The sequence below is a fragment of the uncultured Algibacter sp. genome (assembly GCF_947490405.1).
GTDB lineage: Bacteria > Bacteroidota > Bacteroidia > Flavobacteriales > Flavobacteriaceae > Algibacter_B.
Genome location: NZ_CANLGU010000002.1, coordinates 270434 through 283863 on the forward strand (window position 1 = coordinate 270434; position 13430 = coordinate 283863).

Here is a 13430-nt window from a genome sequence, read left to right on the forward strand (position 1 = left end):
TTTATCTTAGAAAATTATTTAGTTATGGACAGAAGAAAATTTTTAAAACAATCCTCTCTAGCAAGTAGCCTATTTTTTGTGCCTAGTTTTGTTAGAGCCTTTGAGGAAGTAGCAAGTAGTAAGTTAGGTTATAAACGCTTAGTAATTATTCAACTCTCTGGCGGTAATGATGGTTTAAATACCGTTGTACCTTATAGAAACGATTTGTATTATAAAGCGCGTCCAAATCTGGGGTTATCGCAAAACGAGATTATAAAATTAAATGATAATGTAGGTTTAAATATCAATTTAGCACCATTAAAACGCCTTTACGATAAAGGTTACGTATCCATAATCAATAATGTGGGATATCCAAACCCTATTCGCTCGCATTTTAGATCAATGGACATTTGGCAAACGGCCTCAGATTCTAATCAATATTCACAAAGTGGGTGGATAGGGCGTTATTTAGATAATTATGGCAAACAATCTCATAGTGCTATTGAGATAGATGATAGTTTGTCGCTAGCTATGAAAGGCGAAAGCATGAATGCTATAGCAACAAAAGATGCAAAAACCATGTACAACTTATCAAAAGGGCCTTATTTAAAAAATATAAATAAGCACTTGGCAGACGAGCATTTAAGCGAGCATAATTTGGGGTATTTGTATAAATCTATGATAGCAGCAGAGTCGTCTGCAAAATATATTTACGAAACCACCAGAACCGTAGTTAGTAAAAAAGAATACCCAAACACTAAGTTTGGTAAGCAAATGAAAACTACAGCACAATTTATAAATTCTCATTTAGATACCAAGGTGTTTTATACCTCACTGGATGGTTTTGATACGCACGTAAACCAAAAAGGCGCACAAAAAAAACTATTACAAACCTACGCAGAAAGTGTGGAAGCTTTTGTAGAAGATTTAAAAGCGAATAACACATTTAAAGACACTTTAATTTTAACATTTTCTGAGTTTGGGCGTCGTGTAAATCAAAATGCTAGTGTAGGCACAGATCATGGTACAGCTAATAATGTTTTTATAATAGGCGAAAATTTAAAAACACAAGGGCTTTACAATAACATGCCAAACCTTGGCGATTTAGACGATAATGGTGATTTAAAATTCGAAATAGATTTTAGAGCCATATATGCCACCGTTTTAGACAAATGGCTAGAGGTAGACGACAAAAAAGTATTGAACAAATCCTTTAGTCAACTCAATTTTATTTAAAATAACTTGGGCGTTACCCGCAAGGGGTAGGGCTTTCACTAGTCGCTCCTCCTTAGGTCGGGAGCTCCAACATGCCGTTCAATCCCTAACGCGGGCATATTTGCTAGCTAAGTTTTTTAAATATACTTTGTTGAATTTTTGGAAGTTTCGTTTAACGTTGTTGTACACAGTATTTTTATTTCAATATAAATGTCAATCCAATTCCGATAGCAATAAGTGGAAAAAGAAAAATGATTTGACTTGTCATTATCCAAAATAGAAATTTAATGAACTGTAGAGCATTCATTTCCGTAATTTTTTCCTTTTTTGTGATTTTAACAAGTTCGGAATATTCCATTTTCATAAAGTTAGACTTGCTGATTTTCAAGTCGATTATTCCAATTTCATTAATTCCTTTTTTATATCCATTAAAAACAGATTTCGGGTAAATCCAGAAACTGTAACCCATAGCCCATAAACTCAAAAAACCTAATTGAAAATGTTTCCAAATTCCCGTAGAAATTTCCCAACCAGCTATAAATCCTTCTCCTTTCCAAGAAGTATCACAATTATTCAAAATATGTTGAATGTCGTGAATATGTAATGCTTCTCTTCTGAATTTTGGATTAGGTAAATTTAATTTTAACCCAAACACTTTAAATTCAAAGGTTTCATCGTCAATTCCTCCATCTTTTGGAATTCCGTTTTTGATATAAAATTCGGTTAATAATTTATCCAATGTCATTTTTCGTGGGTTATTGTGTACAATGCAAAGATAAAGTTCCGTTTCAATGAACTTTATCGATTGTTAAACGAATTTATCATTTTTTTCTGACAAATTCAAGCGGTGCTTACCCAAAGAATAACAACTATAAAAAGCTTATAGGTTTTTGGAAACAAGGCTAAATTTATAGCACTAGCAAAACATGTTAATTCCTAAAAACAGAAAAAAAAAGACATAAAAAAAACCTTGAATCCAATCTTGACGATTTGGGGCACAAGGTTTAATTAAAAAGATTAATAGCGGTGCAAAGATAGGAATTATTCTATGTTTTCAAAATTCCAATGTTAACTTAAGGTTAAATCTATTAACATTTGTTAATTTATTTACCATTGTTTTTGGGTGGTACTTAAGCCTTGATAAAATACTGTTGAATCTCCTTGATTGATAGCCAAATTATTAGCGTCTCCATTGAAGACCCAAATATTTTTCCCAATTACATTTAAAAAACCTAATTGTCCACCGCTTTCGTAAATAGCTAAATACCCTGTTGAAGTTGTTGGCATATTACTACCTTTAAGAACTAAAAAATTATCACCGATAGTTGTTGAATTTAAAGTGTTTCCTAAATCTAAATACTCATCTGAAATATTTGTACTAGACTGTTTAATTTTTATAGTTGCTCCAGAAGACTCACTAAGCATTTTATATTTAACAGCAAATATATAGCTCCCATTAGGTATTGTTACACCATCATTATTTGCTATGGTTGCTTCTGAAAGTGTTCCGCTTGAAGGTGTTGCGCTATAGTCTAAATCTGTCATTGCAGATTTGTTTATATCATTTAAACTATTAGCCAAATTATTATATTCTACTTCGGTAATTATTACCCAATCTCCATCGTTGGCTGAGGAATATGCCGATTTTGAAGTAGATAAAAAGCTTTCAATATCATCTATGTCATTAAGATTAAAAGTTGCTGTAGCTGTTGCAGAGTTAGAAGCGTCTATAATAGAAATGTTAGCTGATATAATTGGATTGGTTTCAAAATCAAATAATGAAGCGTCAGCAACACTAATTACTCCCGTACTAGGATTGATGTTTAAAGCACCTGCAACAGTTTGAGAGGCAATAGCGAAACTTAAAGTACCATCTCCAACAGCTTGTAAAGTACCTATAACATCTCCATTAACTGGGTTTTCATCAATAGTGGTTACTAAATTTTGTGCATTGATTCCCTTGTTATTACTTGAATCATCACTTTTACTACAGGCTAAAATAAATGTAAATAGTAAAATTGTAAATAATTTGATTGTTTTCATGATTTCTTTGATTTAAAGATTCGATTATTAATAGCTTGCAAAGTATATTACTACTGTAGTACACAATACCATATATGTAACAAAAGATGTTAAATATGTAACATCGTTTAATTTGCTATAGATTGAATATGATATTACTTTGAATCAAAGAAATAATAATTAATAAGTGTTTATGATTAAGAGTGAATATTGACTTTGTACTTAAAATTAATTGTATTTTACTTTTCTTAAAATACGGAGTGTTTCTTTATATGAAAGATAAACGTCTTTACTAAATGCTTTTAAGTAAGGTTTAGCATCATTAAGTTTATCTAAAGCTTTATCAAATGCATTTAAATAACAAATTAAATAAGTAGCTGGTAAATTTTTTAAATCTAATGTTTCTCTTGGGCTTAAAGTCAACCCTTTTTTCAATTTATCCAAAATGGCATTATTGGTATTGTAAATATGATGAAGATCTTTTTTGTTAAACTGAGGGGGCTCAAATAATAGTTTGGTTTCAATATTATAATGGGCGTTGTCTTCAAACTTAATGATGGTTTCTTCTAATTGATAATACTTATTGGAGTTTTGAAATCCAAGATTAACATATTCAATAATTTTAAAACTATCATCATTTATAGCAATAGAAACTTCATCTAAAGCCGAAAAAAACAAACGGACTTGCTCATTTATAAGTTCAATATCCACCCGAGAAAAAAACGTTTCATGTTTCACTTCTTTTTTCTGTCCCGCCCAACATACCACAAAATATTCCTTAAAAACTTTGTACTGCGGATTAAAGTCTTTCCTGAAATTCATAAAATCGAAAACACCGTTTAAAGTGTGCTCAATATTGTTTTGAGCATGTTTTTCAATGGCTTCAACTATATTAGAGTTTACGTCTTTAATCTCAATATCAAAAACCTTAGGCATGCTCATGCTACCATCTCTAAAAAACACAGAGCCGCCATAATATTTCCAGATGTTTTTTCTTAGCGATGTAATTTTTCCAGTTGGGCGAATAGTTACTAACCCCACAACTTTATCTTCTGGCAAATGAGGAAATGGAATATTTTCATATTGCACAATGGGTGGATGAGATAAATAGGCATTAATGAGATTTTGAATTTTGCTATCGTCAAAAAAATCAACCCCAATAATATTGTTATCTTCATCTTCTACACCAATTACGATATAAGAATTGTTTTTAGGGTTACTATTAGATAAGGCACAAATATGTTTTAAGAACTTAGCTTTTCCTTCCTTATGGCTAATATCAACTTTTCGCTTTTTGTCATAAAAACTGTTCTCATCGTTGTGAGCTAGAAGGTGTTTTATAAGTAAGCGTTTATTAATCATAGTAATTTCCCGCGAAAGCGGGAATCTAGTTTAAAATTCTATTGGAATGAAGAACTGTTTATCAAAGATTATCGGGATAAATTTAATTGTGTCTTTGGTTGTAGCATTTAATCCATCTTTTCCAATATGATAGAAACTTTCTCTCCAAGGAACCATTTCCTTTATTTTCGAAATAATGTCATCAGCATTATAAGGGTCTTGTACATAAATTTTTTTCAGATTATCCATTGAATGTAAAATAAACTCATCAATTTTTCTATTAAAAAAAGGAAATGAATACCCAACAACAATAAGTATATCTGTGTTTTCAATGGATTTCCGCAAATCACTATAAAATTTTTGATTTTCATTGAAATTTTCCCATGAAAAAGACATATTTGGTTCATGCGTTGAAAATAATGTTCTATTACTATAAATCTCTAAAAAGCTTGAAACAAGTTTAACTTTGTCAACACTATAATCCAGAATCAAATCATAGTTTTTATTTTCCTTATCTCTTATAGATGTTGTACCATTAACTTTAAATACATTAAATGTATTATTTAGATTTGTTTTAGAAGAATCAATCTGATTTCCTTTTGAAAAAATATTTAGAACTTCTCTGCTTTTTTCAATAGTTTGATTAGAGAAGTTACTGAAAGCTATTTCTAACTGCGAATCATAATTCCATGATAAAATTTTTAAATTAGTTGGTATTTCAGATAGACTATCTAAGACAGATGCAAAAAAACTGTCATATCTTTTATCAAATTTGAAAGTTTGTTCATAAATAAAGAAACAAGATAATATGTACTTTAATTTTTTTAAGTCTGTCTCCTTGTCTTGCAAATAGAGCTTTTTTGCAAAGGTATCTATACTTGTATGGTTTTCAGTTTCATTTTTTAACCAGATAATATCTGCATGAAAATTTTTGGCTTTTTCAAAATCATTAATATTTTTTGATAAGTGTTTTTTTATAGGATTATTATATTCATATTTAGTATCAATATGCTCTCGTTTTCCAGGATCAAATTCATTTGCAAAACCCGCAAGGGAGTTGGAAATCCCTTCAACAACTGGTAACGCATTATAGCTCGCTCCAGCTCCCAATAAATAAGTAATATTTGTCGCCATCTATAACTCCTTTTTTACCGTTATACTATTTGCTTGAGCAGTGCAAAACATTAAAACATCGGCTATATTAACATGAGGTGGTCTAGAAACTGCAAAATAAATTACTTCTGCCACATCTTTGGCTTGTAAAGCTTTAAAACCTTTATAAACGGAATCTGCTTCTTTACCATTTTTAAAACGCACTTTTGAAAACTCAGTTTCTACTAAACCAGGACTTATTGCTCCTACTTTAATACCAAAAGGGTTTAAATCAATACGCATACCTTCTGTTATGGCTAAAACGGCATGTTTACTAGCACAATACACGTTGCCTTTAGGGTAAACTTCTTTTCCTGCCGAAGAACCAATGTTTATAATATGGCCAGATTTACGCTCAGTCATTTGAGGAATAACTGCCTTACTTACATAAAGTAAACCTTTCACGTTTATATCCATCATAGCATCCCAATCGTCAATACTTCCTGTTTGAATAGGGTCTAAGCCATGAGCATTTCCAGCATTATTTATTAGAATATCGATTTGTTTAAAATCTTTGGGGAGAGTTTCTATGGCTTTTATAGCTTCAGCCTTATCACGAACATCAAAATTTAAAATGTGTACATCGGTTAAACGCTCCAAAGCTTTTTGTATGGTTTTTAAGCGTTGTAGTCGTCGTCCGCAGAGTACTAAATTAATGCCTTGTTTTGCAAATTCGTAGGCCGTTGCTTCTCCAATGCCACTCGTAGCACCTGTAATTAATGCAGTTTTCTTCATCTAGTTTTAAATTTATTACTGTTTAAAAATACTGAAAAGTCAATAGATAAATTCCTGCTTTTAAAAATATAAACGAAACACAGAATTGAGGAATTAAGATAAACTTATAATAATTATTTGTTAAATACCATTAACATTGATGTTACCTAATATTTTTAACCATTTTTTAACACCTTTACAATAATTTTTTTAACATTTTGCAATGCTCAAATTAGAGCGTTATATTCGAGCTTTTAATAAAATAAAAAATGATGGAAGAAACAGGTACAATTGATATTAAATCAATTAATGAGAAAATTGAAAAGGAAAGCGCTTTTATTGATTTGCTAATGCTTGAAATGAACAAAGTTATTGTAGGGCAAAAGCATATGGTGGAGCGCTTATTAATTGGCTTACTTGGTCAAGGGCATATTCTGTTAGAGGGTGTTCCTGGTTTAGCAAAAACTTTAGCTATAAACACACTAGCTCAAGCTGTTGATGGTAGTTTTAGTAGAATACAGTTTACGCCAGATTTATTGCCTGCAGATGTTACAGGGACATTGATTTATAATATGAAAGTCAATGATTTTTCAATAAAAAAAGGGCCCATATTTGCAAATTTTGTTTTGGCAGATGAGATAAACAGAGCACCTGCAAAAGTACAATCTGCTTTACTTGAAGCTATGCAGGAGAAGCAAGTAACTATTGGCGATGAAACGTTTATTTTAGATAAACCATTTTTGGTAATGGCAACTCAAAACCCTGTGGAGCAAGAAGGAACATACCCGTTGCCAGAAGCGCAGGTTGACCGTTTTATGCTAAAAACAGTTATTGATTATCCAAAAATTGACGAAGAGCAATTGATTATGAGAGCCAACATGAAAGGTGCTTGGGATAAAGTAAACCCTGTGGTTTCTATATCTCAGATACTTAAAGCGCAAGAGGCTGTTCGTGATGTTTATATGGATGAAAAAATTGAGAAATATATTCTAGATATCATATTTGCAACACGATATCCAGATAAATATAGACTTCCTGCATTAAAACCATTAATTTCTTTTGGAGCCTCGCCTCGTGGAAGTATAAATTTAGCAACGGCAGCAAAATGCTATGCATTTATTAAGCGTCGTGGTTATGTAATTCCTGAGGATGTTCGTGCTGTAGTTTACGATGTATTACGCCATAGAATTGGCATTACTTACGAAGCCGAAGCCGAAAATGTAACTTCAATGGACATCATCAACAAAATAGTAAACGAAATAGAAGTCCCTTAGGATTGTCATTCCTGCGAAGGCAGGAATCTCATTAAGATTAGTCAGAAATTTAATTTGATAGATTCCGCATTAAGTGCGCAATGACAAAACGTAAAATGGATACTAAAGAATTACTAAAAAAAGTACGTAAAATAGAGATTAAGACAAGGCGATTGTCTGATCATATTTTTGGGGGAGAATATCATTCTACCTTCAAAGGGCGTGGTATGACCTTTAGTGAAGTACGTCAATACCAGTTTGGAGATGATGTTAGGAATATTGATTGGAATGTTACTGCCCGTTACAACGAACCTTTTGTAAAAGTTTTTGAAGAAGAACGTGAACTTACCATGATGCTTATGGTAGATGTTTCGGGTTCTGAATTGTTTGGTACAGAGCAGCAGTTTAAAAATGAAGTAGTAACTGAAATTGCAGCAACATTAGCGTTTTCTGCAACTCAGAATAATGATAAAATAGGACTGATTTTATTTTCAGATCAAGTTGAGTTATATATTCCGCCAAAAAAAGGGCGTTCCCATGTACTTCGTATTATTCGCGAGTTAATAGAATTTGAGCCGGAAAGCAGGCAAACTAATTTAGCTGAAGCCTTAAAATTCATGCAAAATGTCATGAAAAAGAAGGCTATTGTTTTTGTGTTATCGGATTTTATTGCAGATGATTATCATCAAACCATGAAAATTGTATCCGGAAAGCATGATGTTACCGGAATAAGGGTTTACGATAAACACGAAGAAGCTATTCCTAACTTAGGAATGGTTCAAATGTTAGATGAAGAAACGGGGGAATTAATGTTAGTAAATACCACATCAAAAAAAGTACGTACTAACTATACGAAATTCTACAATCAAAAAGTAGATTACTATAAAGAAAGCTTCACAAAATCTGGAGCAGGTGCTATTGATTGTCGTGTAGACGAAAGCTATGTAAAAAAGCTTCTGGGGTATTTTAAAAGAAGATGATAATGACTACGAAGTGCGAAGTTAGAAGCATGAAGATAAATATGAAAAATAAAATTGATATTGAATTTAATTGGATGATTAAGAAGACTTCTAGCTTCAGGCTTCAAGCTTCAATCACTTTATTCTTTATTCTATTTTCTATTTTATCTTATTCTCAAGTTTCATCTACTATCGATTCAACTTCAATAAAAATTGGAGAACAAATCACCTATCATATTCAAGTTGAAGTTGACACCACAGATTTAGTTGTTTTTCCAGAGGGACAAACCTTTTCACCTCTAGAAATGATAGAGTCTTATGATATTGATACGCTAAAGAAGACATCTAAAAGTGATAAATATAGCTTGATTAAAAAATACGGATTAACTCAATTCGATTCTGGGTCGTATACCATTCCAAGACAAAAAATTATAATTGGAGATAAAACGTTTTTTACGGATTCTTTGAAGGTTGAGGTTAATAATGTAGTTGTTGATACTACTCAAGGCCTTTACGATATTAAACCCATTATTGCAGTTGATAAAAAAGGAAGCGATTGGTGGAAATACCTATTACTTACATTATTGATTATTGCTGCGGTTGCTTTTTTATTATACTGGTTTATTTGGCGAAAAAAACCTTTAACTGAAGAAGAAGAAATTGCTTTGTTGCCACCCTATGATAGAGCAAAATTGGCTTTACAAAAGTTAGATGAAAGACCATATCTTGAAAATGAAAATTTAAAAGATTACTATTCTGAGCTAACATTTATTATTAGAAAATACCTAGACGAAAAAGTATATGATCATGCCTTGGAAAGCACCACTGATGAATTGATTACAAGATTAAATTTACTTAAAGAAGGTAACCAAGTTGATTTGAGTAATGAAGATATCAAGAACTTAGAAAGTATTTTAAAACGTGCTGATTTAGTGAAATTTGCTAAATCTGCTCCAGATGTAGAGTTAGCTAAAATTGACAGAAATACTATTGATATTGAGATAGACCACGTTAAAGAAGCATTACCTGAACCTACCGAAGAAGAAAAACTTCTAGACGAAAAATATAGAGAAGAGCAAGAGCGAAAAAAGAAACGAAAAAAGATTTGGTTAACGGTTGGAATTAGCATCTTCTTACTCCTAGCAACACTTACAGGACTTTCAGTCAAGTATGGTTTTGATTATGTGAAAGATACTATTATTGGTCATGATAGTAAAGAACTTTTAGAAGGCAATTGGGTAACAAGTGAATACGGATTTCCTCCAGTGACTATTTCAACACCAGAAGTTTTAAAAAGAACAGCTGTACCTTTACCCGAAGAGTTAAAGGGTAAAATGGATATTACTACGTTTTCTTTTGAGCAAAAAAACAAACTAACAATAGTTATTTCAACTACTGTTTTAGCTCAAAAATTAGATAGTTTAGATATTGGTAAAGCTATAGAAGGGAATCTTAAGGTAATTGAAAATAATGGAGGTAGAAATATAATTACAAAAAACGAAAAATTTGTAACACCAAACGGAGCTGAAGGAATAAAAACGTTTGGATCCTTAGAATACCCAATAGAAAATACAGAAAACTTCATCAATGGTAAGTATACCTCATTAAGTTTTACCGCTGAAAATAAAGTGATGCAACAAATAATTATTACATGGAGACAAGATGATATTTATGCAGACCAAATGGTAGAACGTATTTTAAATTCAGTTGAACTAAAACCAGCAGAAGAATAATGTTTGAAGGGATTGAATTTGTGAATAAAGAATTTTTCTGGTTGTTGTTAGCACTTCCTTTGGCTATACTTTGGTACTTTTTTAAGAATAAAAAGCAAACTGCAGAACTTAAAATATCAAGTCTAAAAGGCTTTAAAGTCACTAAGTCATGGTTGCCAAAATTAAGACCTGTTTTGTTTGTGTTAAGACTACTCGCTTTAGCGCTACTTATTATGGCATTAGCAAGACCTCAATCTGTAGATGTATCTACTAAAACAAAAACAACCCGAGGGATTGATATTGTTATGGCAATTGATGTTTCAGCAAGTATGTTGGCTAAAGATTTATCACCAAATAGACTTGAAGCATTAAAAAAAGTAGCATCAGAATTTATTAAAGGAAGACCAAATGACCGAATTGGCCTTGTAGAATATGCAGGAGAAAGCTATACAAAAACTCCAATTACAAGCGATAAGGCTATTGTACTTCGGTCACTTAAAAGTATTAGATATAACACAATTATTGAAGGTGGAACGGCTATAGGTATGGGTTTAGCTACTTCAGTAAATAGATTAAAAGATAGTAAAGCGTCAAGTAAAGTAATCATTCTTTTAACGGATGGTGTCAATAATTCAGGTTTTATAGACCCTAAAATTGCAAGTGAGTTAGCTGTTGAATATGGTATAAAAACCTATACAATTGGTTTAGGAACAAACGGTATGGCATTATCACCAGTTGCTATATTACCAAATGGAAATTTTCAATATGGAAGAATTCAAGTAGAAATAGATGAAGATTTATTAAAGGAGATAGCAGAAGTTACAGGTGGTAAGTATTTTAGAGCCACAAATAATAAGAAGCTTGAAGAGATTTATGAAGAAATCAATAAGCTTGAGAAAACAGAAATAGAAGAATTTAAATATTATAATTACGAAGAAAAGTATCGTCCATTAGTTATTCTAGCAGGCCTTTTATTGCTTATAGAATTACTATTACGATATACCGTATTCAGGAGTTTTGTTTAATTAATAGATAAGAACTTGTTGGTTTAAAAGGAGTAAATCTGTAAAAAACAAATTAATATTAATGTATCAATTAGAAGAAAAAATATGGTTTTGGGTATTAGGGGTTATTCCGTTAATAATCTTACTTTTCTCTTTACTTCAGTTTTGGAGATACAGAATACAGAAAAAGTTTGCAGATGCCCCACTTTTGAAACGATTGAGTCCAAATCGATCACTATTTAAATCGGTTTTAAAAGTTATTGTTCTGTGTTTAGCTTTCTTCTGTTTAGCTATAGCTTTGGTTAACCCAAAAATTGGTACAAAACTTGAAACTGTTAAACGTGAAGGTGTAGATATTGTTTTTGCTGTTGATGTTTCTAAAAGTATGCTGGCTGAGGATATTGCGCCTAACCGTTTAGAAAAATCGAAACAGTTAGTTACTCAAATCATCAATAATTTAGCTAGTGATCGTGTTGGGATTATTGCTTACGCAGGAAAAGCTTTTCCGCAATTACCAATTACTACAGATTATGCATCGGCAAAAATGTTCTTACAAAGTATGAATACCGATATGTTGTCCTCACAGGGCACAGCAATAAATGAAGCTATCAAATTAGCCAAAACATATTTTGATGATGAAGAGCAAACCAACCGCGTACTTATTATAATATCAGATGGTGAAGATCACAGTGAACAGGCTGCACTGGTTGCTGAAGAAGCTAGTGAGGAAGGTATTAGAATTTTCACAATTGGAGTTGGCGATATAAAAGGAGGTCCAATTCCTGTGAAACGCAATGGTATTGTTTTAAACTATAAAAAAGATAATCAAGGTGAAACCGTTATAACAAAGTTAAATGAAGAGACGCTTCAAAATATAGCATCAGAGGCTAATGGTGCTTACATTAATGGAAAAAGCACAAAAGATGTGGTTGCCAATATTCGTGAGATTTTAAATGCCATGGATAAAACCGAGTTTGAAGCTAAAGAGTTTGCAGATTTTAAAGATCAATTTCAATGGTTTTTAGGATTTGGTATCTTCTTTTTACTCATTGATATTTTTCTTTTAGAAAGAAAAACAGCATGGTTAAAAAAGTTAAATTTATTTAATGAAAACCTATAAAGTTTAAACTTTTATAAATTTTTTAACGAACCATAAACAAAGGGTTTTATAATTTAGAAATAAAAAAATGAAAATTTTAGTAGCTATTACACTAGTTCTTACTTCGCTTTTTTCTTTCTCTCAAGAAGAAAACAAAGCACAATTATTAGCTGCAAGAAAAGCTAATAACTTTGTATACGAAGGCAATGAGTTAGTTAAAGATGAGGATTTTGTATCTGCAGAAATGGAATACAGAAAAGCTATTTCAGAACAATCAACTACAGTTGCCGGAGCATATAATCTAGGAACAACTTATTTTAAAAGTGGCCATTTAGACGAATCGCTTTATCGTCTTGAACAAGCAACAGAAACGGCCAGTTCAAAAGCAGAAAAGCATAAAGCATTTCATAATATTGGAAATATTTTAATGCAAAATAAAAAATGTAAAGAAGCTGTTGAAGTTTATAAAAATGCATTAAGAAATAATCCTGCTGATGATGAAACGCGGTATAATTTAGCGGTAGCCAAAGCATGTGCAAAGCAACAAGAAAAGGAGGACGATAAAAATAAAGACGATAAAAACGACGACCAAGAAAAACAAGACGAGAACAAAGAGAACCAAGACAATAAAGAAAACAATAAAGACGAAAATAAAGAGGGCGAAGACAAAGAGGATAAAAAAGATAATCAGGACGAAGGCGATCAAGATAAAAAGGATGGCGAGGATAAAGAAGATGAAGAAGGAAAACCTAAAGATGAAGAAAAGGACAAAGGAAAAGGTGATGAAGACAAGAAAAAAGAGCAAGAAAAACCTAAGCCTCAACCTGGTCAATTGTCTCCTCAGCAAATAAAAAATTTGTTAGAAGCTATGAATAATCAAGAGCAAAAAGTTCAAGAAAAAATGAATGCTGAAAAACAAAAAGGCGTAAAAGTAAAAACTGAAAAAGATTGGTAATTTGAAGATTGAATTTAGAAGACGA

12 protein-coding genes are annotated in these 13430 nt (G+C 31.7%); 7 read left to right on the forward strand and 5 right to left on the reverse strand.

Annotation, left to right across the window (positions count from 1 at the left end):
- Positions 1-24 precede the first annotated feature (24 nt).
- Positions 25-1215 (forward strand): DUF1501 domain-containing protein, encoded by a 1191-nt coding sequence (locus tag Q0772_RS05125; protein WP_298341046.1) that lies wholly within the window; start codon positions 25-27, stop codon positions 1213-1215.
- A gap of 175 nt (positions 1216-1390) precedes the next feature.
- Here Q0772_RS05125 and Q0772_RS05130 read toward each other — a convergent pair whose 3' ends face one another.
- The 5 genes from Q0772_RS05130 to Q0772_RS05150 all read right to left on the reverse strand — a co-directional run bounded on the left by Q0772_RS05130 (position 1391) and on the right by Q0772_RS05150 (position 6444).
- Positions 1391-1939: a hypothetical protein gene (locus Q0772_RS05130; RefSeq protein WP_298341048.1), complete on the reverse strand. Its 549-nt coding sequence runs from the start codon at positions 1937-1939 to the stop codon at positions 1391-1393.
- A gap of 362 nt (positions 1940-2301) precedes the next feature.
- The gene (locus tag Q0772_RS05135; RefSeq protein WP_298341050.1) at positions 2302-3237 is read right to left on the reverse strand and encodes a cadherin repeat domain-containing protein; all 936 of its coding nucleotides are present in this window, start codon (positions 3235-3237) and stop codon (positions 2302-2304) included.
- A 207-nt stretch (positions 3238-3444) separates the two neighbouring features.
- Complete coding sequence (locus Q0772_RS05140; protein WP_298341052.1) at positions 3445-4578, reverse strand: ATP-binding protein; 1134 nt, start codon at positions 4576-4578, stop codon at positions 3445-3447.
- 30 nt (positions 4579-4608) lie between these two features.
- On the reverse strand, positions 4609-5691 hold the full coding sequence (locus Q0772_RS05145; protein ID WP_298341054.1) for a hypothetical protein: 1083 nt from the start codon (positions 5689-5691) through the stop codon (positions 4609-4611).
- On the reverse strand, positions 5692-6444 hold the full coding sequence (locus Q0772_RS05150) for an SDR family NAD(P)-dependent oxidoreductase (protein ID WP_298341056.1): 753 nt from the start codon (positions 6442-6444) through the stop codon (positions 5692-5694).
- Positions 6445-6695: 251 nt separating this feature from the next.
- Here Q0772_RS05150 and Q0772_RS05155 point away from each other — a divergent pair, with 251 nt between their 5' ends.
- The 6 genes from Q0772_RS05155 (at position 6696) to Q0772_RS05180 (ending at position 13405) form a co-directional block, all read left to right on the forward strand.
- Positions 6696-7697 (forward strand): MoxR family ATPase, encoded by a 1002-nt coding sequence (locus Q0772_RS05155; RefSeq protein ID WP_298342418.1) that lies wholly within the window; start codon positions 6696-6698, stop codon positions 7695-7697.
- Between the two features lie 95 nt (positions 7698-7792).
- Positions 7793-8656, forward strand: coding sequence for a DUF58 domain-containing protein (locus Q0772_RS05160; protein ID WP_298341058.1), 864 nt, complete (start codon positions 7793-7795; stop codon positions 8654-8656).
- A 41-nt stretch (positions 8657-8697) separates the two neighbouring features.
- Positions 8698-10368 (forward strand): BatD family protein, encoded by a 1671-nt coding sequence (locus tag Q0772_RS05165; RefSeq protein ID WP_298341060.1) that lies wholly within the window; start codon positions 8698-8700, stop codon positions 10366-10368.
- Entirely contained in the window at positions 10368-11372 is a 1005-nt protein-coding gene (locus tag Q0772_RS05170) for a VWA domain-containing protein (RefSeq protein ID WP_298341062.1), read from the forward strand. Before Q0772_RS05165 ends, Q0772_RS05170 begins: the two co-directional genes overlap by 1 nt.
- A gap of 61 nt (positions 11373-11433) precedes the next feature.
- Entirely contained in the window at positions 11434-12471 is a 1038-nt protein-coding gene (locus Q0772_RS05175) for a VWA domain-containing protein (protein ID WP_298341064.1), read from the forward strand.
- 67 nt (positions 12472-12538) lie between these two features.
- A complete protein-coding gene (locus tag Q0772_RS05180; protein ID WP_298341068.1) occupies positions 12539-13405 on the forward strand; it encodes a tetratricopeptide repeat protein in 867 nt (288 codons plus the stop codon).
- Positions 13406-13430 lie beyond the last annotated feature (25 nt).

Excerpts from the sequence above, each read along its gene's own strand:
- Q0772_RS05155 (WP_298342418.1), top strand. The coding sequence starts at position 6,696 with ATGGAAGAAACAGGTACAATTGATATTAAATCAATTAATGAGAAAATT.
- Q0772_RS05140 (WP_298341052.1), bottom strand. The coding sequence starts at position 4,578 with ATGATTAATAAACGCTTACTTATAAAACACCTTCTAGCTCACAACGAT.
- Q0772_RS05180 (WP_298341068.1), top strand. The coding sequence starts at position 12,539 with ATGAAAATTTTAGTAGCTATTACACTAGTTCTTACTTCGCTTTTTTCT.
- Q0772_RS05160 (WP_298341058.1), top strand. The coding sequence starts at position 7,793 with ATGGATACTAAAGAATTACTAAAAAAAGTACGTAAAATAGAGATTAAG.
- Q0772_RS05165 (WP_298341060.1), top strand. The coding sequence starts at position 8,698 with ATGAAAAATAAAATTGATATTGAATTTAATTGGATGATTAAGAAGACT.
- Q0772_RS05150 (WP_298341056.1), bottom strand. The coding sequence starts at position 6,444 with ATGAAGAAAACTGCATTAATTACAGGTGCTACGAGTGGCATTGGAGAA.
- Q0772_RS05130 (WP_298341048.1), bottom strand. The coding sequence starts at position 1,939 with ATGACATTGGATAAATTATTAACCGAATTTTATATCAAAAACGGAATT.
- Q0772_RS05175 (WP_298341064.1), top strand. The coding sequence starts at position 11,434 with ATGTATCAATTAGAAGAAAAAATATGGTTTTGGGTATTAGGGGTTATT.
- Q0772_RS05170 (WP_298341062.1), top strand. The coding sequence starts at position 10,368 with ATGTTTGAAGGGATTGAATTTGTGAATAAAGAATTTTTCTGGTTGTTG.
- Q0772_RS05135 (WP_298341050.1), bottom strand. The coding sequence starts at position 3,237 with ATGAAAACAATCAAATTATTTACAATTTTACTATTTACATTTATTTTA.
- Q0772_RS05145 (WP_298341054.1), bottom strand. The coding sequence starts at position 5,691 with ATGGCGACAAATATTACTTATTTATTGGGAGCTGGAGCGAGCTATAAT.
- Q0772_RS05125 (WP_298341046.1), top strand. The coding sequence starts at position 25 with ATGGACAGAAGAAAATTTTTAAAACAATCCTCTCTAGCAAGTAGCCTA.